Origin of the sequence: Microtetraspora sp. NBRC 16547, from assembly GCF_030268965.1 — a bacterium.
Classification (GTDB): domain Bacteria; phylum Actinomycetota; class Actinomycetes; order Streptosporangiales; family Streptosporangiaceae; genus Microtetraspora.
Genome location: NZ_BSSE01000002.1, coordinates 548,402 through 567,465 on the forward strand (window position 1 = coordinate 548,402; position 19,064 = coordinate 567,465).

Annotated in this window: 21 protein-coding genes; 9 read left to right on the plus strand and 12 right to left on the minus strand. The window is 69.3% G+C overall.

Annotated elements, in window-relative coordinates; all coding sequences use genetic code 11:
- Positions 1 to 16 precede the first annotated feature (16 nt).
- Genes QSK17_RS05090 through QSK17_RS05100 form a run of 3 tightly spaced genes read left to right on the plus strand, consistent with a single transcriptional unit; the run spans position 17 to position 3,412 of the window.
- Positions 17 to 1,006 (plus strand): NAD-dependent epimerase/dehydratase family protein, encoded by a 990-nt coding sequence (locus tag QSK17_RS05090; protein WP_285703209.1) that lies wholly within the window; start codon positions 17 to 19, stop codon positions 1,004 to 1,006.
- Positions 1,003 to 2,040, plus strand: a complete 1,038-nt coding sequence (locus QSK17_RS05095) for an MraY family glycosyltransferase (RefSeq protein ID WP_285703210.1) — start codon at positions 1,003 to 1,005, stop codon at positions 2,038 to 2,040. The genes QSK17_RS05090 and QSK17_RS05095 overlap by 4 nt, the downstream gene beginning before the upstream one ends.
- Positions 2,024 to 3,412, plus strand: coding sequence for a tyrosine-protein kinase domain-containing protein (locus QSK17_RS05100; RefSeq protein ID WP_285703211.1), 1,389 nt, complete (start codon positions 2,024 to 2,026; stop codon positions 3,410 to 3,412). The genes QSK17_RS05095 and QSK17_RS05100 overlap by 17 nt, the downstream gene beginning before the upstream one ends.
- On the opposite strand, the gene QSK17_RS05105 is transcribed toward QSK17_RS05100, so the two are convergent.
- The 5 genes from QSK17_RS05105 to QSK17_RS05125 all read right to left on the minus strand — a co-directional run bounded on the left by QSK17_RS05105 (position 3,390) and on the right by QSK17_RS05125 (position 6,735).
- Positions 3,390 to 3,986: an arsenate reductase/protein-tyrosine-phosphatase family protein gene (locus QSK17_RS05105; RefSeq protein WP_285703213.1), complete on the minus strand. Its 597-nt coding sequence runs from the start codon at positions 3,984 to 3,986 to the stop codon at positions 3,390 to 3,392. The two genes, QSK17_RS05100 and QSK17_RS05105, sit on opposite strands and share 23 nt — an antisense overlap.
- Positions 3,970 to 4,128: a hypothetical protein gene (locus QSK17_RS05110; protein WP_285703214.1), complete on the minus strand. Its 159-nt coding sequence runs from the start codon at positions 4,126 to 4,128 to the stop codon at positions 3,970 to 3,972. The genes QSK17_RS05105 and QSK17_RS05110 overlap by 17 nt, the downstream gene beginning before the upstream one ends.
- The gene (locus QSK17_RS05115) at positions 4,125 to 4,418 is read right to left on the minus strand and encodes a hypothetical protein (RefSeq protein WP_285703215.1); all 294 of its coding nucleotides are present in this window, start codon (positions 4,416 to 4,418) and stop codon (positions 4,125 to 4,127) included. The genes QSK17_RS05110 and QSK17_RS05115 overlap by 4 nt, the downstream gene beginning before the upstream one ends.
- 147 nt (positions 4,419 to 4,565) lie before the next feature.
- Complete coding sequence (locus tag QSK17_RS05120) at positions 4,566 to 6,302, minus strand: DUF4012 domain-containing protein (RefSeq protein WP_285703216.1); 1,737 nt, start codon at positions 6,300 to 6,302, stop codon at positions 4,566 to 4,568.
- A gap of 10 nt (positions 6,303 to 6,312) precedes the next feature.
- Positions 6,313 to 6,735, minus strand: coding sequence for an LPXTG cell wall anchor domain-containing protein (locus QSK17_RS05125; RefSeq protein WP_285703217.1), 423 nt, complete (start codon positions 6,733 to 6,735; stop codon positions 6,313 to 6,315).
- A gap of 454 nt (positions 6,736 to 7,189) precedes the next feature.
- Here QSK17_RS05125 and QSK17_RS05130 point away from each other — a divergent pair, with 454 nt between their 5' ends.
- Positions 7,190 to 7,825, plus strand: a complete 636-nt coding sequence (locus QSK17_RS05130) for a class E sortase (protein ID WP_285703218.1) — start codon at positions 7,190 to 7,192, stop codon at positions 7,823 to 7,825.
- A 17-nt stretch (positions 7,826 to 7,842) separates the two neighbouring features.
- Entirely contained in the window at positions 7,843 to 7,992 is a 150-nt protein-coding gene (locus QSK17_RS05135; protein ID WP_285703219.1) for a hypothetical protein, read from the plus strand.
- 243 nt (positions 7,993 to 8,235) lie between these two features.
- Here QSK17_RS05135 and QSK17_RS05140 read toward each other — a convergent pair whose 3' ends face one another.
- A complete protein-coding gene (locus tag QSK17_RS05140) occupies positions 8,236 to 9,459 on the minus strand; it encodes an ABC transporter ATP-binding protein (RefSeq protein ID WP_285703220.1) in 1,224 nt (407 codons plus the stop codon).
- Between the two features lie 222 nt (positions 9,460 to 9,681).
- Here QSK17_RS05140 and QSK17_RS05145 point away from each other — a divergent pair, with 222 nt between their 5' ends.
- Positions 9,682 to 10,695, plus strand: coding sequence for a LacI family DNA-binding transcriptional regulator (locus QSK17_RS05145; protein WP_285703221.1), 1,014 nt, complete (start codon positions 9,682 to 9,684; stop codon positions 10,693 to 10,695).
- Between the two features lie 53 nt (positions 10,696 to 10,748).
- On the opposite strand, the gene QSK17_RS05150 is transcribed toward QSK17_RS05145, so the two are convergent.
- The gene (locus QSK17_RS05150; protein WP_285703222.1) at positions 10,749 to 11,240 is read right to left on the minus strand and encodes a glutathione peroxidase; all 492 of its coding nucleotides are present in this window, start codon (positions 11,238 to 11,240) and stop codon (positions 10,749 to 10,751) included.
- A gap of 448 nt (positions 11,241 to 11,688) precedes the next feature.
- On the opposite strand from QSK17_RS05150, the gene QSK17_RS05155 reads away from it, so the two are divergent.
- The gene (locus tag QSK17_RS05155; protein WP_285703223.1) at positions 11,689 to 12,309 is read left to right on the plus strand and encodes an aggregation-promoting factor C-terminal-like domain-containing protein; all 621 of its coding nucleotides are present in this window, start codon (positions 11,689 to 11,691) and stop codon (positions 12,307 to 12,309) included.
- Between the two features lie 172 nt (positions 12,310 to 12,481).
- Here QSK17_RS05155 and QSK17_RS05160 read toward each other — a convergent pair whose 3' ends face one another.
- The gene (locus QSK17_RS05160) at positions 12,482 to 13,141 is read right to left on the minus strand and encodes a TetR/AcrR family transcriptional regulator C-terminal domain-containing protein (RefSeq protein WP_285703224.1); all 660 of its coding nucleotides are present in this window, start codon (positions 13,139 to 13,141) and stop codon (positions 12,482 to 12,484) included.
- An 88-nt stretch (positions 13,142 to 13,229) separates the two neighbouring features.
- On the opposite strand from QSK17_RS05160, the gene QSK17_RS05165 reads away from it, so the two are divergent.
- Positions 13,230 to 14,342: a ferritin-like domain-containing protein gene (locus tag QSK17_RS05165; protein WP_285703225.1), complete on the plus strand. Its 1,113-nt coding sequence runs from the start codon at positions 13,230 to 13,232 to the stop codon at positions 14,340 to 14,342.
- A gap of 63 nt (positions 14,343 to 14,405) precedes the next feature.
- Here the strand turns inward: QSK17_RS05165 and QSK17_RS05170 are convergent, their stop codons facing one another.
- Positions 14,406 to 14,732, minus strand: a complete 327-nt coding sequence (locus tag QSK17_RS05170) for a DUF202 domain-containing protein (protein WP_285703226.1) — start codon at positions 14,730 to 14,732, stop codon at positions 14,406 to 14,408.
- Between the two features lie 38 nt (positions 14,733 to 14,770).
- On the minus strand, positions 14,771 to 15,103 hold the full coding sequence (locus QSK17_RS05175; RefSeq protein ID WP_285703227.1) for a YidH family protein: 333 nt from the start codon (positions 15,101 to 15,103) through the stop codon (positions 14,771 to 14,773).
- A 229-nt stretch (positions 15,104 to 15,332) separates the two neighbouring features.
- Between QSK17_RS05175 and QSK17_RS05180 the strand changes: the two genes are divergently transcribed.
- Positions 15,333 to 15,590, plus strand: coding sequence for a UBP-type zinc finger domain-containing protein (locus tag QSK17_RS05180; protein ID WP_285703228.1), 258 nt, complete (start codon positions 15,333 to 15,335; stop codon positions 15,588 to 15,590).
- A gap of 157 nt (positions 15,591 to 15,747) precedes the next feature.
- Here the strand turns inward: QSK17_RS05180 and QSK17_RS05185 are convergent, their stop codons facing one another.
- Both QSK17_RS05185 and QSK17_RS05190 read right to left on the minus strand, forming a co-directional pair.
- Positions 15,748 to 17,337: a Na+/H+ antiporter gene (locus QSK17_RS05185; RefSeq protein WP_285703262.1), complete on the minus strand. Its 1,590-nt coding sequence runs from the start codon at positions 17,335 to 17,337 to the stop codon at positions 15,748 to 15,750.
- A 53-nt stretch (positions 17,338 to 17,390) separates the two neighbouring features.
- Positions 17,391 to 18,674: a hypothetical protein gene (locus QSK17_RS05190; protein WP_285703229.1), complete on the minus strand. Its 1,284-nt coding sequence runs from the start codon at positions 18,672 to 18,674 to the stop codon at positions 17,391 to 17,393.
- Between the last annotated feature and the right edge of the window lie 390 nt (positions 18,675 to 19,064).

Genomic DNA, 19,064 nt, shown 5'->3' on the forward strand with positions numbered 1-19,064 from the left:
TGTCCAGGAGAATTCGGTGACCAAATCACCACATAGCACGTACTTGATAACTGGGGGTAGCGGTTTCGTCGGCTCTCATCTGACCGACGCGCTGCTCGCTCGCGGTGACGCGGTCGTGGTTCTCGACAACCTGTCGACGGGCCGGCTCGCCAACCTCACCCCGCACCCGAACCTGCGTTTCGTCCAGGGGTCCGTGCTGGACGAGCTGGTGGTCGACGAGCTCGTCCACCAGTGCGACGTGGTCGTCCACCTCGCGGCGGCCGTCGGAGTCAAGCTGATCGTCGAGCAGCCGCTGCGCTCCCTCACCACGAACATCCGCGGCTCGGAGATCGTCATCGAGGCGGCCCACCGCTACCGGCGCAAGATCCTCGTGACCAGTTCGAGCGAGATCTACGGCAAGAACTCCAGCGGGGCGCTCCGCGAGTCCTCCGATCGCATCCTCGGCAGCCCGGCGGTCGTCCGCTGGGCCTACAGCACGGCCAAGGCCGTCGACGAGATCCTGGCCAACGCCTACCACAAGGAACGCGGCCTGCCGACGATCGTCGTCCGGCTGTTCAACACGGTCGGCCCCCGGCAGAGCCCCGCGTACGGCATGGTCATCCCCCGCCTGGTCCGCCAAGCGGTCGCCGGCCAGCCGCTCACGGTATACGGCGACGGCACGCAGACCAGGTGCTTCGCGCACGTGAAGGACGTGGTCGACGCGCTCCTGCTCCTGCTGGACCACGGAGGCGCCGTGGGGCAGACGTTCAATGTCGGCGCGAGCCGCGAGGTGAGCATGCTGGAACTGGCCAAGCTCATCGTCGAGACGGCCGGGAGCGTGTCGGGCGTCGACCTCATCCCGTACGCCGAGGCGTATGAGCAGGGCTTCGAGGACATGACGCGCCGCGTGCCCGACACGACCAAGCTGCGCGAGCTGACCGGGTGGAAGCCCAGCAGGTCGCTCGACGACATCCTCGCGGAGACCATCGCCGAGGCCCGCGCCGATCTGGCGACCACCCAGCGGTGAACGGCGCCACCATCGCGGCCGCCGGGATCATGGCCTTCCTGCTCGCGGCCGGGGGCACCTACACCCTGGGACGCCTCGCACTGCGGTGGGGGATCACCGACCGGCCGAGCGGCTACAAGACCCACGCCCGGCCCGTCCCATACCTGGGCGGCATCGCGATCATGTTGGGCACCATCGTGCCCGCGCTCGGGCTGATCGGCGGCCTCGCCGATCAGCGAACGACCGCCATCATGATCGGCGCGACCGCTATCGCCCTGCTCGGCCTCATCGACGACATCTCGCCACTGCCCAAGGCGACGCGGCTGGTGGTCGAGGCCGTGACGGCGACAGGAGTCGTGCTCAGCGGGGTCGAGGCGTCGGTCACCAACACCTGGCTGGACGGCCCGATCACCATCATCTGGATCGTCGTCATCACCAACTCCTTCAATCTGCTCGACAACATGGACGGCGCCCTGGGCGCCGTCACGCTGGTGGGCGCCACACCGCTCGCCGGGGCGGCATTCGCCCGCGGCGAGTACGGGACCGGGCTGCTCCTGGTGACCCTGGCGGCCTCCGGCTGTGGCTTCCTGCCGCACAACTGGGCGCCGGCGAAGGTGTTCATGGGAGACGCGGGATCGCTGTTCATCGGATTCACGACCGCGTGCTGCGCCGCCCTGTTGATCACCGGCGAGGGCACGGGAACGGTGATCGCCGGGCTGCTGCTGCCGACCTTCGTCGCCACCGTCGACACCGGAGTGGTGATGCTTTCCCGCAACAGGGCAGGCCGTTCGATGTTCCAGGGCGGGACGGACCACGTGTCCCACCGGCTACGCCGGCTCGGGTTCGGCGCCAGGCTGACGGCGCTGCTGCTCGCCGCCGTCGCGGCCGCGAGCGGGACGCTGGGCCTGGCCATGGCGCTGCACTGGATCTCGCCGATCATCGCGTTGGTGTCCGCTGTCGGCTCGGCCCTCGTGCTCATCACCTTGCCGCAAAGGGTGTCCGTCTACTCCCAGCCCCAGAAGCCCCTCGAAGTCACGTATGAAAGGCGACCTTAGACCGGTGGAACTGCTCCATTACGTACGGCTCGCACGCAGAGGCTGGCCGTTCATCGTGCTGTCCGTGATCATCGCGATGTCCTCGGCGGCGGTATTGACCGCGAGAACGCCACCCACGTACTCGGCGTCGATCTCGATGATCGTGTCTGGCACGGACAAGGAATCCGGCATGTCCACGGCGTACCAGTCGGGCATGCTGTCGGCTCAGCGTGTCACGTCCTACGCGAGCCTTCTGACGAGCCGCCGGGTGCTCAGCAGGGTCGTCGCGCCGGCCGACGCCGACCAGCTTCAGTCGGCTGTCACGGCGGAGGTCATCCCCGGAACCGTGCTCCTGCGTGCCACCGTGAAGAACTCCGACCCGGTGCGCGCCGCCCGGCTCGCCAACACCCTCGGCGACACGTTCACGCAGGTGATCGACCAGATCGAACGACCGACGCCCCGAAGCCGGCCCGCCGTCAAGGTGACGGTCGTCGACAGGGCAACGGTCCCCGGGGCTCCGGACAGCCCCAAGCCGCTGGTCAACCAGGCGGTCGCCATTCTGCTCGCGCTGCTCCTCGCGTTCGGCCTGCTCTTCCTGCGCGACCGTCTGGACACCACGGTCAAGACGATCGAAGTGTTGCAGGACGTGTCGCGCAACTCGGTGCTCGGCATCATCAGCTTCGAGAAGGACGCCCCCCGGTATCCCCTTATCGTCCGCGAGAGTGGCCAGTCCTCCAGAGCGGAGGCGTTCCGCTCGCTGCGGACGAACCTGCAGTTCATCGGTGTCGACCGGCGGCCGCAGTCTCTCGTCATCACCAGTTCCCTGCCGAACGAGGGTAAGTCGTCGACGTCCGCCAACCTCGCGATCACTCTGGCGCAGGCGGGGTGGCGGGTCGTCCTGGTGGACGGCGACCTCCGCCGGCCGCGGATTCCGAGCTACTTCGGGATCGAGGGCGCCGCGGGGCTCACCGACGTGCTGATCGACAAGGCGGAGCTGCAGGACGTCATCCAGACCTGGGGCAGCCCGGGCCTGTCCATCCTTCCGTGCGGCAAAATCCCGCCGAACCCCAGCGAGTTGCTCGGCTCACAGGGCATGCGCTCGGTGCTCGCCCAGCTCTCGCAGAGCTACGACATGGTCATCATCGACGCGCCACCCCTGCTGCCGGTCACCGACGCCGCGACGCTCGCCGCGGTCTGCGACGCGACGCTCCTGGTCGTGCGGCACGGCAAGACGAGGCGCGAGCACGTGACCCGCGCCCAGGAGCTGCTCGCGTCGGTCAACGCCCGGCTGGTGGGCACCGTGCTGAACTTCGTCCCGGAGAAGAAGGGGAAGTACGGCTACGGCTACAGCTACGGCTACGCCGCGGACGTCAAGACGCCGGTGAACGTGTGAGGAGCGTGAGCGAGACGGAGAGAGCGTCGGCGATCGTCCGTCCCGCCACGCGATAGGCGCGCCGGGAACGACCGTAGGGGTCGGGGATATCAGGCTGGTCCACGCGGACCAGCCCGCGGCGCGCTCCGGCCTCGGCCACGAGCGCGCGGGCCCGCCGTACGGGATCCCGATGGCAGATGATCGCGTCGACCGGCACTCCCCTGGTCAGCGCGGCGAACTCGGTGATGGTGAAGACCCGTGTCACGGCGGAAGGGCACAGGGCCGCCGCCTCGGCCCGGTGCTCGGCGGTCGCCCCGAGCACGAGGTCCGCCCCGACGACCAGTTCCGCGGTGAGCGGGCGGGACGCGAACCCGCCGGGATCTCCGCCGAGCCGGACCAGCACCTCCCGCGCGCGGTCCGACATCCGCAGTCCCGGCGCGGCGCGGGTGCCCGCGCTGGTCACCCGGATCGGGGAGCCCGCTCCGAGAGCGGCTCGGGCCAGCCGCTCCGCCATCGGCGAGCGGCAGATGTTGCCCGTACACACGAAGAGGACGTGGAACCCCCTGTCGGCTTCCACGTCAGCCTGAGACGACATCGGCGGTACTGCCTCCCTCCATCTGGAACCACAGCGCCCGGACGCGCGGGACGTCGAGCAGGAGGACCGGCCGCGGTCCGCGCCGGGCGGCGCGCGCGAACGCCGTACGCGCCGGGATGCTCCGCGGCTCGACGATCTTCATCTCGACCTGTCTTGGCATGGGAACCCGGGAGTCCCATTCTTCGCGGCCGTGTCCCTCTCTGTGGCCGTGTCCCTCTCCGCCTCGTCGGCGGCCTTCGCGGCCTTCTCACCGCGGGCCTCCCCCACCTGCCAGGCGGCAGGTGGATCATCGCGCTGGCGTTCCACGGGGAAGGCCCCGGGGACGCGCTCGGCGCTCCGCTCGTACGAGTTGATCAGCGCGTTGCCGCCCAGGAGCGTGCCTGCGGAGAGGACCAGGCCGGTGACACCGCACCCGATGATCGCTCTGCGCATGCTGCGCCTCCTGAGCAGCGCACTCCCCGCGGGCTCAGTGCTTTCGCCGGTCTCGCGCGTACCCTCCATGAACGCGACGGTAGATCGTCGTCGCGGGGCCATCCTCCGTGGCACGCCGGGATTTACTCTTTCCGGCACTGTCTCCCGTCACGACGACGATGTCGGACAACCGCTGTGGTCTTCGGTGATCCGGGTGTGCTGGGGACGGACGAGCGGCTGGACCGGGGCCGCCGGCGGCTGGGCGGAGACGGGTTCCAGCAGCGTGAACTCCAGCGTTCTCGACTGCCTGGGGGCGAACTCCAGCAACGTGGAGTAGACCGGATGGGATTGCTCCGCCTCGATGATGACGGCGGTCTTGTGACCGTCGAGGCGCACCCCGCTCAGCCTCGCACCCTGCGTGGCGTAGAGCGACACCCACAGCAGGTTGGAGCCGGGGGCGTGGTGGCGCCCCGGTGAGTCGAGCCGGGCGGTGACATAGTCGGGCAACGCCCCGCGCGGCACGTCGTTGCCGAGCCGGACGCGCACTGTCGTGGCGCGCAGCCCGTCGTCCCGGCACGCGTCCAGGCTGTAGGAGAGGGAGCGCCGGAGGTAGTAGTCGAGCTTGCCGCCCGCCGAATTGTTGACCACCAGCCCGGCGAAGGGGCCTGGCCGTCGCGGAAGCTCGCCACCGAGCGGAGTGGCCGCCAGCCGCTGCTCCTCGGCGAGGTGGCGGCTCCAGATCTGGATCCTCCGCTCGTCCACGAGCCGGGACAGGACCGGCAACAACCGCGCGGGCTCGGGAAGGGATCGGCTGACCGCGTCGCTGACGGCACCGGCGACCGTGATGAGGAACCTCTTGCGTTCCATTGGGTCCGGATATCGGGCGTAGGCCGCACGCTCGGTGAGATCGACGACGTTGTCCGCGGTGATTGTCTCCCCGTCGGGGAGGGTGACGGGACCGATCAGCCCCAGCAGATAGGAGAGACCGACGGGGTCGGTGGCGATGGCGCCGTCCAGCCGCCGGCCGTAGCGCCGTTCCCAGAGCCCGGCCCATGTGGCGGCCGCGTACGGGAAATGCGGGGAGAGGTTGGAAACGGAAAGCAGCGAGGTCGCGCTCGGCCCGTAACGAGCCTGGAACGCCGCCCCGTGATCGACGACGGGCCTGGGACTACCGAGACCGTTGTCCGCCGACAGCCGATCGATCCCGAGCTTGCCGTGATCGGCTTTGAGGATGCCGAACGCTCCGACCAGGCCTCCCGTTCCGCGCGCCTCGGCGTTGGTCTGGAACGCGAGGAAATAGCGGCGGGGGCCGTCGTGCCCAAGCATCGGCGGCAGCAGCGCGGCGGCGTCGGCCGCTTGGCCGAGCCGGCCGTGTAGCCGGTCGATTTCGCGCAGCGCCGTGTCGCGTGCCTGGTCCAGCAGGTCCACGCCGGTGTCCGCGGGCGTGGCGGCGAGGAGGGACCGCACCGTGGCGAGGCGGGCGACACCGTCGTCCAGCACCGGGGCCGCGGCGCCGAGACCGTCGAGCAACTGTCGGATGTTGCTCATCGAGACCGCGTTCGCCGTCATGAACGGCGTGGCCGTACGGTAAACCCCGCCGAGCACATCGGTGAGTTCGTCGGCGGCCTCGGCCAGCCCGGCCGTGGTGGTCGCCGCGTCTCCCACGAAGGGGGCATGCGCGAGGAGCCACCAGTCGGGGCCGCTGGTGAGCCGCCGGGCCTCGGCCGCGTGCCGCCGCGCTTCCGCCAGCGGCCCCGCCAACTGCCGGGGATCGTCCGAGCTCAGCGGCAGCAACGCGTTCTTCGCGGCCTCGAGGTGGTCCCGCACGCTCAGGCCGAGATGTGCCGACCAGCCACCGGCCAGCACGAGGCCGGCGGCTGGAATCGACAGGCCGATGAGGGCCATCCTGCGACGGCTACCGCCCCACATGGGAGGATCGACGACGCCTTGCGGTGATGACGAGTCCGGCGGCGGCGACGGCGAGCAGTCCTCCGCCGGCGGTGGCCATCAACGCCACGGGAGCGCCCGTCATCGGCAGCTCGCCCTTGGCCTGGCAACCGCCGCTGCAGCCCCCGCAGCTGGGGCTGCAGTTGCCCCTGCCGCTGCTCGACCAGCTGTGTGATGTGTTGTTGTTGGTGTTGCGTTGCCTGCTGTGCTGTCGCTGCTGGTGCGACTGACGGTGACTCTGCGACTGGTGCTGGCGGATGATCTGCTGGACGTGCAGGTTAGGGAGCGGCGGATACGGCTGCCCGATCACGACGCCTTCCGGCACCGGCAGGGCGGCTTCGGCGGTCGCCGCTGCCACGGGCCCGAAAACCAGCCCTCCTGCCGCCATCATCGACAACAAAATAGGTATCGCTTTTCTTCGTACCATTTGGGACTCCCCGATGATGATAGGTCACGCTATGGGCGATTTCGGCGGGAATGTCAGCGACATGTTCGCCTCGTAAGCTTTATATGCGCCCGGCCGAGAGGTACCCCATCGGGCGCGTGGTTCTTACGGACTGATCACTGACCGTTCTCCCGTTGTTGACGATCGCCCTCTTTCAGTGCCGCGGGTCCGATCGCCGCATGGAGACTGGCGGATCGTCTCGCCCGTCTTCGAGCGGGTTCACGTCGGTTGCCGCCTGCCGTTCCTCGCGCGTGAAGGAGTCTGCGCTGATATGCGCACCCGAATGTCCGCGCGGCGACGTGTCACTAAAGAATCGGCCAACGCCGTCACCGGGACCGCCTCCCCCGCATCGGTCCGGCGATACTCGAGGCGTGCATGACCAGCCGAAATCCACCGCGCCGTGAGGGCCGCGCTCCGCGTCGTCTGCGAGCTCGGCGTCACCGCCGGGATCGTCTTGCTGATGCTCTGCGCGTATCTGCTCTGGGGCACCGGCTCCTACACCGAGCGACACCAACGTGTCCTCCAGCAGCAGTTCGAGCAGGAGATTCAGGAGATTCACCAGAAGCAAGGGAAAAGGAGTCTCGGGGCGATCAAACTCGGCAGCGCCGTCGCGTTGCTGCGGATCCCCCGCCTGGGCGCCGACTACAAGTTCGCCGTAGTCGAGGGCGTGGACGCCGAGGCGTTGCGCGAGGGGCCCGGCCACTATCCCGGCACGGCAATGCCCGGCAAGATAGGAAATTTCGTCGTTTCTGGCCACCGCACAACGTATTTGGCGCCGTTCAACGGTATTGGCGAATTGCGCCGAGGTGACGACATCGTGGTGGACACCCGAGAGGCGCGGTACACCTACCGGGTCACCCAGAAGGAGGTCGTCCTCCCCACCCGGCTGGACGTCATCGAACCGGTGCCGGGGCATCCGGGCGAGCGGCCGAAACAGGCTCTGATCACCATGACCACGTGCAATCCGAAGTATTCCGCCAGTGAGCGCCTGATCGTCCACGGCGTGCTCGCCGACCGTGAGAAGCGCCACACCTGAACGAGGAGAGGGCTGACATGTACGGATTCATCTGGCGACGGCTGCCCGGTGGCATCGTGGTCCGGCTGGCCGTCTCCCTGCTGCTGATCGGCGTCGTGGCGGGCCTGCTCTGGTACGTCGTGTTCCCCTGGCTGGCGACCCGGGTGCCGATCGACCAGCCCTGGTGAGCCGAGGGAGTGTCTGACAAATGCTGCCCGTCGCGAGCGCGGATCCAGATGGATGCATCGCGAGGCGGAGGAGGAGGTCGGAGCGGAGCCTCCGGCCGACGTCGACAACGAAGCGAGGCGCCATCTGGGCCGTGCGCAGCAGGGCTTGATTTGCCAGACACGACCTAGGGCCACGCGGACGTCGAAGGGCCCTCGCCGCAGGGGGGAAGGCGGCGAGGGCCCCGGGAAGGCGAGCCGTACGGCTCAGCGGCCGACGTTGGCCTCGTGTCCGATGGACAGGCCGGAGTCGACGTCGAAGAAGTGCAGGTTGTGGGTGTCGACGACCAGGTCGATGTTCTGGCCGGGACGGACGTGGCTGCGGGCGTTGACGCGGGCGGTCCACAGGGACTTGTCCCCGGCCAGCGGGAGGGCCGCCGCCTCCTCCTCGTCACCGTCGTTCTGCGCGGCCACGGTGTCCTTGTGCTCGACCGGCGGGGCGTCGATCGTGAACAGGACGTTGATCTCGGAGCCCAGCTCCTCGGTCACGTTCACGCGGACCGCGAGGCGGGCCCAGCCGGAGGCGTTGCCGTTGGCGGAGACCGCGTCCTCGAAGTCGGACGGGCGGATCCCGAGGATGATCTTCTTGCCGATGTACCCGTCGAGGCCCGGCTTCTCAGCGAAGGTGGAGTCCGGGACGGGGAGCCGGTATCCGGCGAACGCGACGGCCGCGCCGCTGTCGTCCTTGACCAGCTCGGCGTAGGTGAAGTTCATCGACGGGGAGCCCATGAAGCCGGCGACGAACAGGTTGACCGGGTTGTCGAACAGGTTCTGCGGGGTGTCGACCTGCTGGAGCAGGCCGTCGCGCAGGACGCAGACGCGGTCGCCGAGGGTCATGGCCTCGACCTGGTCGTGGGTGACGTAGACCGTGGTGACGCCGAGACGCTCGTGAAGCTGGTTCAGCGAGGCGCGCATCGAGACGCGGAGCTTGGCGTCCAGGTTGGACAGCGGCTCGTCCATGAGGAAGGCCTGCGGCTCGCGGACGATCGCGCGGCCCATGGCGACACGCTGGCGCTGACCACCGGAGAGCGCGGCCGGCTTGCGCTTGAGGTACTGCTCCAGGCCCAGCATCTTGGCGGCGTCGTTGACCCGCTTGGCGATCTCGGCCTTGGGCATCTTGCGGAGCTTGAGGCCGAAGGCGAGGTTCTCCTCGACCGTCATGTGGGGGTAGAGCGCGTAGTTCTGGAACACCATCGCGATGTCGCGGTCCTTCGGAGGCAGGTGGTTGACCACCTGGTCGCCGATGACGATCTCGCCGCCGCTGATGTCCTCCAGGCCCGCGATCATGCGCAGGGCCGTGGACTTGCCACAGCCGGAGGGGCCGACCAGCACCATGAACTCGCCGTCCCTGATCTCCAGGTTCAGGCCGTTCACCGCCTTGACGCCGCCCGCATAGATCTTGTCGACGCCGTTCAGAACGATAGAAGCCATCTCAGTCCTTCATCGCTTCCTGACGATTCCGCCCCGTCCTGCAGTCCGGGTGCCCCCGATGCGGGCTGGGCTTCCTCTCCCGGGGATGACCACGGAAGTGGATACGTTTTCAAGAATCACAGCGGACAGATCAGGACCTGTCAACATTTTTCCCTTGTCGCACGGGGCTCGTTATCGTTCCGAGACTGGCGGCTACGGTGGAAAAATGCTGGAATCGTTTCCATGCACGGTGCGGGGCAGCGTCGTACGACGATCAAGGATGTGGCGGAGGCGGCGGGTGTGGGTGTCGCAACCGTGTCCCGCGTGCTGTCAGGCGGCTCGGCAAGCGCCGAGACCAGGGAGAAGGTGCTCGCGGCGGCCGCGCGGCTCGACTACCACCCGAGTGCGCTCGGCCGGAACCTGCGCCGGCGGCGCAGCGGCGGCGTCGGCCTGCTCGTTCCCGACATCACCGACAGCTTCTACGCGCGGCTGGCCGACGGCGTGCTGTCCTGCGCCCGCTCGTACGGCGAACCGGTCACGATCGGCGTGACCGGCGACGACCCCGAGCGGGAGAGCGAGCTGATCGGCATGCTCATCGAGCAGAGCATGGACCGGGTCATCGCGGTGCCGTCCGGCGACGGCGACGCGTGGGAGCCGGTGCTGCGCTCCGGGGTGAACGTCGTCTTCGCGAGCCGGCGGGCCGAGCCGGAGGTGGCGGACGTGGCGGACGTGCCCGTCGTGCTGGCCGACGACCGCGGCGGGGTGCGCACCGCGGTGGAGTACCTGACGGGCCTCGGTCACCGGAAGATCGCCTTCCTGGCCCGGCGCGGCCAGTCACAGCGCGTGGCGGCCTTCATCGACGCGCTCGAGGCGCTCGGCGTGCCGGCGGACGACGAGCTCATCGCCCACGCGCGGGCGAGCCGGGACTCGGCCTACGCCGCCGCGGCGGGCCTGCTGCAGCGCCGACCGGACGTCACCGCCGTGCTCACCGGCGGCAACATCCTGGGCGAGGCGGCGGTACTGGCCGCCCGCGAGCTGGACGTACGGGTCCCCCGCGACGTCTCGCTGATCATGTTCGACGACGTGCCCTGGGCCGAGCTGTGCTCTCCCCCGCTCACGGTGATCGCACAGCCCGCGCAGGACATCGGGTACCGCGCCGCGGAACTGGTCCTGCGACAGGGGCGCAGGCCGCGCACGGTCACGCTGCCGTCCGAGCTCATCGTCCGGGCCAGCTGCGGGCCCAGGAGGCCCCGCTGACAGGCCGCCCGGAGTCCTGAGAACCCCGGTGACGGCCCGGCGGGGGATCCCGCTCAGCCGGTGGCGACCTTCTCGATCGCCGCGACGACCTCGGGCGCCTCGGGCTCGGTGCGCGGGCGGAACCGCGCGACCACCTCGCCCGCGCCGTCCACCAGGAACTTCTCGAAGTTCCACTGGATGTCGCCCGCGGCTCCCTCCGCGTCGGGGGCCTCGGTCAGCGACGCATAGAGCGGGTGCCTGCCGTCGCCGTTGACCTCGGTCTTCCCCAGGAGGGGGAAGTCCACGCCGTACGTCGTGGAGCAGAACTCCTGGATCTCCTCCGCGGAGCCGGGCTCCTGGCCCATGAACTGGTTGCACGGCACGCCGACGACCGTGAAGCCGCGCTCGCCGTAGGTGTCCTGCAGGCGGACGAGGCCGCCGTACTGCGGGGTGAGCCCGCACTTCGACGCCACGTTGACCACCAGCGCCGCCCGGCCGCCGAGGAGGTCTCCGAGGGTAGTCGCCGTCCCGTCCAGGGTCCGCACCGGAATCTCGAGAATGCTCATGGCGCCGACTTTACCCAGAACACCATTCGGCGAGACGCGGCGGATGCCGGTAATGATTCCGTCCGCAACACGTCACGCCGAGGTCGAACGGGTGGCGGACGCGCTGGTCAGAGGGGGTACGGGCGGCAAACCCCAAGCCACGTCCAACTCTTCGGAACCGGCGTCCCCGCCCGCGACGGCGCCGGGCCAGCGGGTCCTCTCGGGAGCTCCAGAAGTCGTCGGGCGAGCGGCAAACAACTCCCTTCAGCGTGTCGCAGTTCACCGGGTCGGACGGGTGCGGCGTACTTCAATCCGGCTGAAGGACCCGTCGCGGCGCCTGCCCGGGAGTGCACGTTGAATCCGGTGAGGCCGAGCGGACGGCCGTGCCCACGCCATGGGCGCTGGACCGCCTGGCGGGCGCACCCGTGTGCGCCCCCTCTCCGCACGCGACCCGACGACAAGGACCGAATTGGACAGCAACAGAGTTCTCATACTCAACGCCGCGGCCGTGGTCATCGCCGTCTCGGTGGTCGGAAGCGCGGGAAGCGGCGCGGCCGCGAGCACCGCACAGACCTCCGGGCAGACCTCCGGGCGAGCCACGGAGCAGACCGCCGAGCAGACCGCCGAGCAGACCGGGCAGACAGCCGACAGGGCCGCGTTGGAGACCGCCGAAGCAGCCTCCACGCAGGCGGACGCGGCGTCCGCCGGCGGGATAACGAAAGTGCACGACGTCGTCTGGACGACCCGTGCCAAGGCCGTCAAGCCCAAGGTGAGCGTGGCGGCACCGGCGATTCTCAACAAGGCGTACGCCTTCCGCCTCGTGGCCCGGCGATCATGGCCGGGCACCCAGTTCCAGTGCCTGGACAGCCTGTGGACGAGGGAGAGCGGCTGGAACCATCGGGCGGAGAACCCGAGTTCGGGAGCCTACGGGATCCCGCAGGCGTTGCCTGGCGACAAGATGAGCGGGACCGGCCTCGACTGGCGGTTCAACCCGCTGACCCAGATCAGATGGGGGCTGAGATACATCAGGACCCGGTACGGCTCGCCATGCGGGGCATGGGGCCATTTCCAGTCCTACAACTGGTACTGAGCGTTCCGAACGTCATGACGCGTCATGAAGCTCATGAAACGTGGTGGAACCTCTGAGACCGAGGAGTGACCAGGGGAAGGGACCACTCCTTGGGAAGCGCCCGGGGCCGCGGCTCGGGCGCTTCCCCCTACGTCCGGCCCCTGCACCGTCACGTTTCCCGTCACGTTTCCCGTCACGTTTCCAGGCCCCGCTCGTGGCCGGTGAGCCCACGCTCGCCGAGCCGTACGGCCATGGCCTGCACGAGCAGCTCCAGCCCGAACTCGAACTCCGCCTCGTGATCGCAGACGGCGAGGTCCGGAGCGCCCGCGCAGAGCTCGGGGAACAGTGCGGGATCGACGTCGGGCATCGGGACGTCGGGGCGTACAGGGGCGAACGTCGGCGTCACGCCGACTTCGCGGAGCAGCGAGCCGACGATGTAGGCGATGAACATGCGCAGCATCCGCACCGCCTCCTCGCCCTTGAAGCCCGCCTCGCGCAGGGTTGCCAGGGCGCGCTCGGCGGGGATCATCCCTGCGGTGGAGTGGAGCTGGCGGCTCACCACGACCATCGTGGAACGCGGGTAGTCATGGGCGATCTGCCGGAACGCCCGGGCCTGGATGCGGACCCGCTCGGTCCAGTGGGCGGACGGGTCGTCGGTGAACTCGATCCCCGAGAGCACCGCCTCGGCCACGCCGTCCAGCAGGGCGGACTTGTTCGGCACGTGGTTGTAGAGCGACATGACCCCGACACCCAGCTCGGCGGCGATCCGGCGCATGGAGATCGCGTCGGCGCCCTCGCGCTCGATGAGATCCACTGCGGCGGCGACGATCTTCGCCCGGTTCAGGGTCGACATGGAACCGATTCTCCTCCACCCCATTGACGACGTACAGCGTACGTGACACGGTGACCGTACGTACGGTGTACGTAGACGGGAGGTCAACGTGTCGACCCACGAGCTTTACACCATCCCCGCCGAGCTCTCCACATGGGACGTGGAGATGACCGGTTCCGCCCGTTTTACCTGGGAATACGACGACGGCCGGGATCGGGTGATCGCCCTTTACCAGAAGGGCAAGGACAAGCAGTGGGACTCGGTCAAGCGCATCGACTGGGACCTCGAGGTCGACCCGTACAACGTTCTCGGCGTTCCCGACGAGACGATCGCCATCTACGGGACGCCCTTGTGGGAGCGGATGGACGAAAAGCAGCGCCAGGACGTGCGCCTGCACGGTGCGGCCTGGCAGTTCTCTCAGTTCCTGCACGGCGAGCAGGGAGCGATGATCTGCTCCGCCCGCATCGTCGAGTCGGTGCCCGACCTGGACTCGAAGTTCTACGCCGCCACCCAGACGATGGACGAGGCCCGGCACGCCGAGACCTACGCCCGGTTCCTCAAGGAGAAGGTGGGGCTGGCGTACCCGATCAACGAGCACCTCAAGGCGCTGCTGGACAGCACGCTGACCGACTCCCGCTGGGACATGCCCTACCTCGGCATGCAGGTGCTGATCGAGGGCCTGGCGCTGGCCGCGTTCGGCGTGATGCGTGACATCACGACCAAGCCGCTGCCCAAGCAGATCCTCGCGTACGTGATGCAGGACGAGGCCAGGCACGTGGCGTTCGGCCGGATGGCGCTGCGCGACTACTACAAGAACCTGTCGGAGGCCGAGCGGCGCGAGCGCGAGGACTTCGTCATCGAGGGCTGCTACCTCATGCGCGACCGCCTGCGCGGGCGCGAGACGTGGGAGGCCCTCGACCTGTCCAAGCAGGACGTCGAAGAGGCGATGCGGTGCGTCGACCAGTCGGAGTACCTGAAGCTGTTCCGCTCGCTGCTGTTCAGCCGGATCGTGCCCTGCGTCAAGGACATCGGCCTGTGGAGCCCGCGCCTGCAGCAGGCCTACGCCGACATGGGCGTCCTCGACATGGCGGGGCAGAGCCTTGAGGCACTGATGAGACAGGACGAGGAGATCGCCGACAAGATCGACGCCGAGCGGTTCGCCCAGGAGGCGGGCGAACGCCACGAGGAGGTCGCCGCGACCATCGCCATGGCAGCCGACTGACGCCTCCGACGACCCCCTTCATTCCGGCGGTGTGCCGTCGTCACGGAGCGGCGCAGGGCCGGTTCAAGCGGAGATGACGAAGATCACCGCACCGGCCACGACGGCCATGACGCCCCACCAGGCGAGCAGCGCGTCGGTCATGTCGTTCAGCGGGAGCCCCAGGTGCAGCGCTCGCTGGAGCCGTTCGAAGCGGAGGCCGACGCGGGCCAGGAGCACCGCGCCGCACAGTGCGCCGAAGGCGAAGGCGGCCAGCGCGACGCCGCCTATGCCGTGCCGTGCGGTGACGCCCGCTCCGACGAGGGCGAGTGTGGAGAGGGCGGCGCCGGTGCGGATCCACGCCAGGTGGGTCCGCTCGCTCTGCAGCCCCGGGTCCCAGCTCGCGAAGGGCATATCGGAACCCATCTCAGGAACGCCCCTCTCAGAAGGTGTCACGCCAGCAGGATCAGCACGAGGGCGATGACCGCCACCGCGGCCACGCCGTACCCGAACAAGGGGGCGAGCGCGGGCGGCGGAAGCGGGTCCTGGCGGCGCAACGCCTGCTGGACGCGCCGCCACCGGGGATACGCCATGATCGCGGTCAACGCGGACAGCACCACGAGCACGACGGCGAGCAGCGTTTTGATCCAGTCCACGAAGACGTTCGCCGGCACCGCCGCCATCGCGATCCCGCCCGCGCTCATCGCGAGGGAGGTGCTGAGCCAGGTGAGAAACGTCCGTTCGTTCGCCAGAGTGAAACGGGGGTCCGGTTCATGCCCATCCATGAAACACAGGATATTTTGCGATATTTCCCCTTAGTTATGGTGGAATGCCGGAAACGGACAAGCCTGTTCCAGCGAACCCCAGCGCCTACGCTGAAGAGCGCGGACGCGCGTTTTTCGCGCGGCTCGGGCATCAGGGTCGACAGCGAATTCCCGGAGATCGGGGTTCTCCTCCGGCCCCGGAGGCGTCCCGGAGAGATCCGGAGAGATCGGGAGAAGGGCAGGCGATCCCATGATGATGTGTGAACATCTGGAGGCCGCGGGCAACCCGGCGGCGGTGACCCCGGAGGGGTGCGCGGAGTGCCTCGCTCTCGGGATCCACTGGGTCCACCTGCGCAAGTGCCTGGAGTGCGGGCACATCGGATGCTGTGACTCCTCCCCCGGGCGGCACGCCACCGCGCATTTCCGGGAGACCGGGCACCCGGTCATCATCTCGTTCCAGCCCGGCGAGAGCTGGCGCTGGTGCTACCTGGACAACGAGATGGCCTGATCCGCCGGACCGGTCGATCACCTGACGTGACCGGCTGACCTGGTCGTGTGGCCTGGTCGTGTGGCCTGGTCGTGTGGCCTGGTCGTGTGATGTGATCGCCTGATCCGCCGGCCGGATCCGATCGACCGGCTTGGCGGGCCCGACCGGACGCGGTCGCTCAGTCGCGGACCAGGGTGGCCTCCTCGAAGTCGAGTTCCTGCATCATCCGGCGCAGCACCTCGTCGTCGATGCGGCGCTCGTCACGGAGCCGGATGATCACTCCCCGCTCTGTGTCGATCATCTCCCTGCGCAGTCGGCGGTAGAGCGACGCGGGTGTCTCCTCCCCCTGCGGCCCGGTGCCACCGCCCAGCCGCTCCCACGCGTGCAGCGCATTGCGCTCGGTACGTTCGCGCAGCACCTCGATGACCTCCTCGTGGACGTCGAGCACGCCGCCGGCGACCATCTCGTCCAGCCTGGCCAGCGCCGCGTCGGCGGCGGCCTGCTGCGCGGCGGCCTCCTGGAGGTCGTCCTGGTAGCGCTCACGTTCGTTCGACACGCCCAGCTTCCTGATCAGCCAGGGGAAGGACAATCCCTGCACGACCAGGGTGCCGATCACGATGACGAACGTCACGAACAGCAGCAGGTTGCGCTGGGGGAAGTTCTGCGGCAGGGCGAACGCGGCGGCGAGCGAGACCACGCCGCGCATCCCCGCCCAGCTCAGGACGACCACATGCCGCCACGGGGGCCGAACGGGCTCACGCCGCCTGATCTCCTTGGAAAGGATCCGGGGCAGATACGTCGAGGGGACCATCCAGACGACCCGTGCCAGCACCGTCACCAGCAGCAGGACCAGCGCGTATATCAGGACCCGGCCCGGGGGCTCGCCCGACAACCCGAGCACGATCGGGCGGAGCTGGAGGCCGATGAGGATGAAGACGATCGACTCCAGGATGAAGTCGGCCACCTGCCAGACCGCGTCGGAGATCAGGCGCGTGCCGTACGACGTGTGGCTCAGCCGGTGGCCGAGGTAGAGCCCCACGATCACTACGGCGATCACGCCGGAGGCGTGCGCGGACTCCGCCGCCAGGAACGCGCCGTACGGCAGCAGCAGGGACATGCCGTTCGTGACGAGCGCGTCGGTGAGCCTCCGCAGCAGCAGCCCGGCGGCGTACGCGATGGCGAGACCGATGACCACGCCGACCCCGGCGGCGTAGAGGAACTCCCCGCCCGCCTGGGCGAGCCCGACGCCCGTCCCGACCACCGCGCCGACCGCGACACGGAACGCGGTGAGCGCGGTCGCGTCGTTGAACAGGCTCTCCCCGATCAGGATGGTGAGCGGCCTGCGCGGGAGGCCGAGCCTGCGGCCGATGGCCACCGCCGCGACCGCGTCCGGCGGCGCCACGATCGCGCCGAGCGCGAAGGCCGCGGCGAGCGGCAGTTCCGGGATCATCGCGTGGGCGACCATGCCGATCACGAGGGTGCTGAACAGCACCAGGCCCACGGAGAGCAGGATCACCGCCCGCTTGGTGTCGCGCAGGCGCAGGTACGAGCTGTCCAGCGCCGCCGAGTAGAGCAGCGGCGGCAGGAAGACCACCAGGACGATCTCAGGGTCGAGCCGGTACTCGGGCACGCCCGGCACGTAGGACAGCACAAGTCCGGCGATCACCAGCAGCAGAGGGGCCGAAAGGTCCCGTCTCCTGGCGATCGCGGCGATCACAAGCGCGCCGGCGGCCAGCAGGACCAGTCCGGCCCCCGCGGAGATGTCCATCAACCGTCGAGCGTACCCGCGCGGCGGTCATGCGGCCTTGGGCTGTCCCCCGATCACCAGTCGCGCTCGTCCCGCTGTTCCGGACGCAGCCGCTCGCCGGTGCTGAAGACCGGATCGTGGATGTAAGGCCGGGTCAGCGAGGGGTCGGTCTGGCGCGACTGCGCCGTCCCGAGGCCGAGCGGGTCGTTCGGGTCCACCCCCGCGTGCGGGGACTGCGCGGACTGTTGCGGCGACTGCGGATGCGGGTGACCCTGCTGTCCTTGCTGTCCCTGCTGCGGGCTCGGGTGCTGTCCCTGCTGGGGCTGGGGCTCGGGGTCGAACCGGTACGCGGGCCGTCCCGGCACCGGCGAGGGGAACTGGTAGACGGGCTCCCCCGGGTCGTACGAGCCTCCGGAGGAGTCTCCCGGCCCGGACGGCGCGTCGTAGGAACGTGCCCCCTGGTCGTACTGCTGGTCCCGGTCGTACTGATCTCTCTCGTACCGGTCCCTGTCGTAGGGGCCGGTCTCGTACTGGCCGGTCTCGTACTGGCCGTACGAACCGGGGGCCGGCTCGTACGGCAGGGAGTCGGCCACGATCAGGTTCTCCCTCGGGACGCTGTCGCCCGAGGAGGCGCCGCGCCGCTCCCTGCCTGGGGTGCCCCTGGCCACCAGCACGTCGTTCGGGCCGAGCGCCGCCGGCGCCGGCTCCTGCTGGTACGGCACCGGCTGGCCGTAGTCGGGGTCCGGCTGGCCGTAGTCGGAAGCCGTCCGTCCGTAGTCCGGCCCGGCCTGCGGGTAACCGCCGTCCTGCTGGCCGTAGCCCGCGTCCGGATAGCCCGCGTCCGGGTAAGCGGTGTCCGGGTAAGCGGCGTCCGGGTGACCGTAGCCGCCGTCCGGGGTCCTGTAGTCCCCATCGGGCTGGCCGTAGCCGGCGTCCGGTCCGGCCTGCGCGTAGGCGGGCGCCTGCTGCTCCTGCTGGTACGGCACGGCGCCCTGGCCGGGAGCCCCGTACCCTCCCTGGCCCGGCTGGGCCGGGTAGCCCTGGGCGGGTGGCTCGCTGAGCTGCGGGCGGGTGTACTGACCGGTCCCCGGGTATTCGCCCACCTCGACCTGGTTCAGCGGGCCGGTCCCCGGCTCGTCGGCGTACTGGCCGCCCGCCTCCGTGAAGCCGTCGTCGAGGGTATCGATGAGGCGACCGACATCGTCCATCGGCATGCGAAAACTCGCGGTGCACATCTCGCCCCGCCAGAGGCTCAGGACGAGCGTTCCCTCATGCCAGGTGACCCGGAGCACGCGGTCCTGGCCCCGGGCGTCAAAGAACACCTCACCGAATGATGGCAGTGGGACAACTTCCGACATGGCAGACATAGTGCCTTTACCTGCCCTTATCCGTCCACTCGACCACGGGAATCCCTACAGTAACGCCTGTTCCGGTGCCATCCCGGACGCCCCGGATCCCACCGGGTAGATCACCTTTGACCATGTGGGGCGTGCTCGCCAGTGTGCCACGCGCCTCGCTCCGCCGAACCACGAACGTCGGGATGTGCCGGCGCGGTCACAGAGCATCCGGGACGCATCCGGGACGCATCCAGGACCGGAATCCCGTCCTTCGTGGCGTCGGTTCGGGCCCTCCGCGACTGGGCTGTCGTGTACCGTCGGGCGCGCGCTGAGGCGGCGTGCTGGGGTCCCCGGTAATGGGGCGGCGGGGAGGACGTCGAGCACCGAATGTCGGCGACAGCGGGTAGCGTT

Coding starts and splice junctions, on each gene's coding strand:
- QSK17_RS05100 (WP_285703211.1), top strand. CDS start 2,024: ATGAAAGGCGACCTTAGACCGGTGGAACTGCTCCATTACGTACGGCTC.
- QSK17_RS05105 (WP_285703213.1), bottom strand. CDS start 3,986: ATGTCGTCTCAGGCTGACGTGGAAGCCGACAGGGGGTTCCACGTCCTC.
- QSK17_RS05110 (WP_285703214.1), bottom strand. CDS start 4,128: ATGAAGATCGTCGAGCCGCGGAGCATCCCGGCGCGTACGGCGTTCGCG.
- QSK17_RS05115 (WP_285703215.1), bottom strand. CDS start 4,418: ATGCGCAGAGCGATCATCGGGTGCGGTGTCACCGGCCTGGTCCTCTCC.
- QSK17_RS05120 (WP_285703216.1), bottom strand. CDS start 6,302: ATGGCCCTCATCGGCCTGTCGATTCCAGCCGCCGGCCTCGTGCTGGCC.
- QSK17_RS05125 (WP_285703217.1), bottom strand. CDS start 6,735: ATGATGGCGGCAGGAGGGCTGGTTTTCGGGCCCGTGGCAGCGGCGACC.
- QSK17_RS05135 (WP_285703219.1), top strand. CDS start 7,843: ATGTACGGATTCATCTGGCGACGGCTGCCCGGTGGCATCGTGGTCCGG.
- QSK17_RS05140 (WP_285703220.1), bottom strand. CDS start 9,459: ATGGCTTCTATCGTTCTGAACGGCGTCGACAAGATCTATGCGGGCGGC.
- QSK17_RS05145 (WP_285703221.1), top strand. CDS start 9,682: ATGCACGGTGCGGGGCAGCGTCGTACGACGATCAAGGATGTGGCGGAG.
- QSK17_RS05150 (WP_285703222.1), bottom strand. CDS start 11,240: ATGAGCATTCTCGAGATTCCGGTGCGGACCCTGGACGGGACGGCGACT.
- QSK17_RS05160 (WP_285703224.1), bottom strand. CDS start 13,141: ATGTCGACCCTGAACCGGGCGAAGATCGTCGCCGCCGCAGTGGATCTC.
- QSK17_RS05170 (WP_285703226.1), bottom strand. CDS start 14,732: ATGCCCTTCGCGAGCTGGGACCCGGGGCTGCAGAGCGAGCGGACCCAC.
- QSK17_RS05175 (WP_285703227.1), bottom strand. CDS start 15,103: ATGGATGGGCATGAACCGGACCCCCGTTTCACTCTGGCGAACGAACGG.
- QSK17_RS05180 (WP_285703228.1), top strand. CDS start 15,333: ATGATGATGTGTGAACATCTGGAGGCCGCGGGCAACCCGGCGGCGGTG.
- QSK17_RS05185 (WP_285703262.1), bottom strand. CDS start 17,337: ATGGACATCTCCGCGGGGGCCGGACTGGTCCTGCTGGCCGCCGGCGCG.
- QSK17_RS05190 (WP_285703229.1), bottom strand. CDS start 18,674: ATGTCGGAAGTTGTCCCACTGCCATCATTCGGTGAGGTGTTCTTTGAC.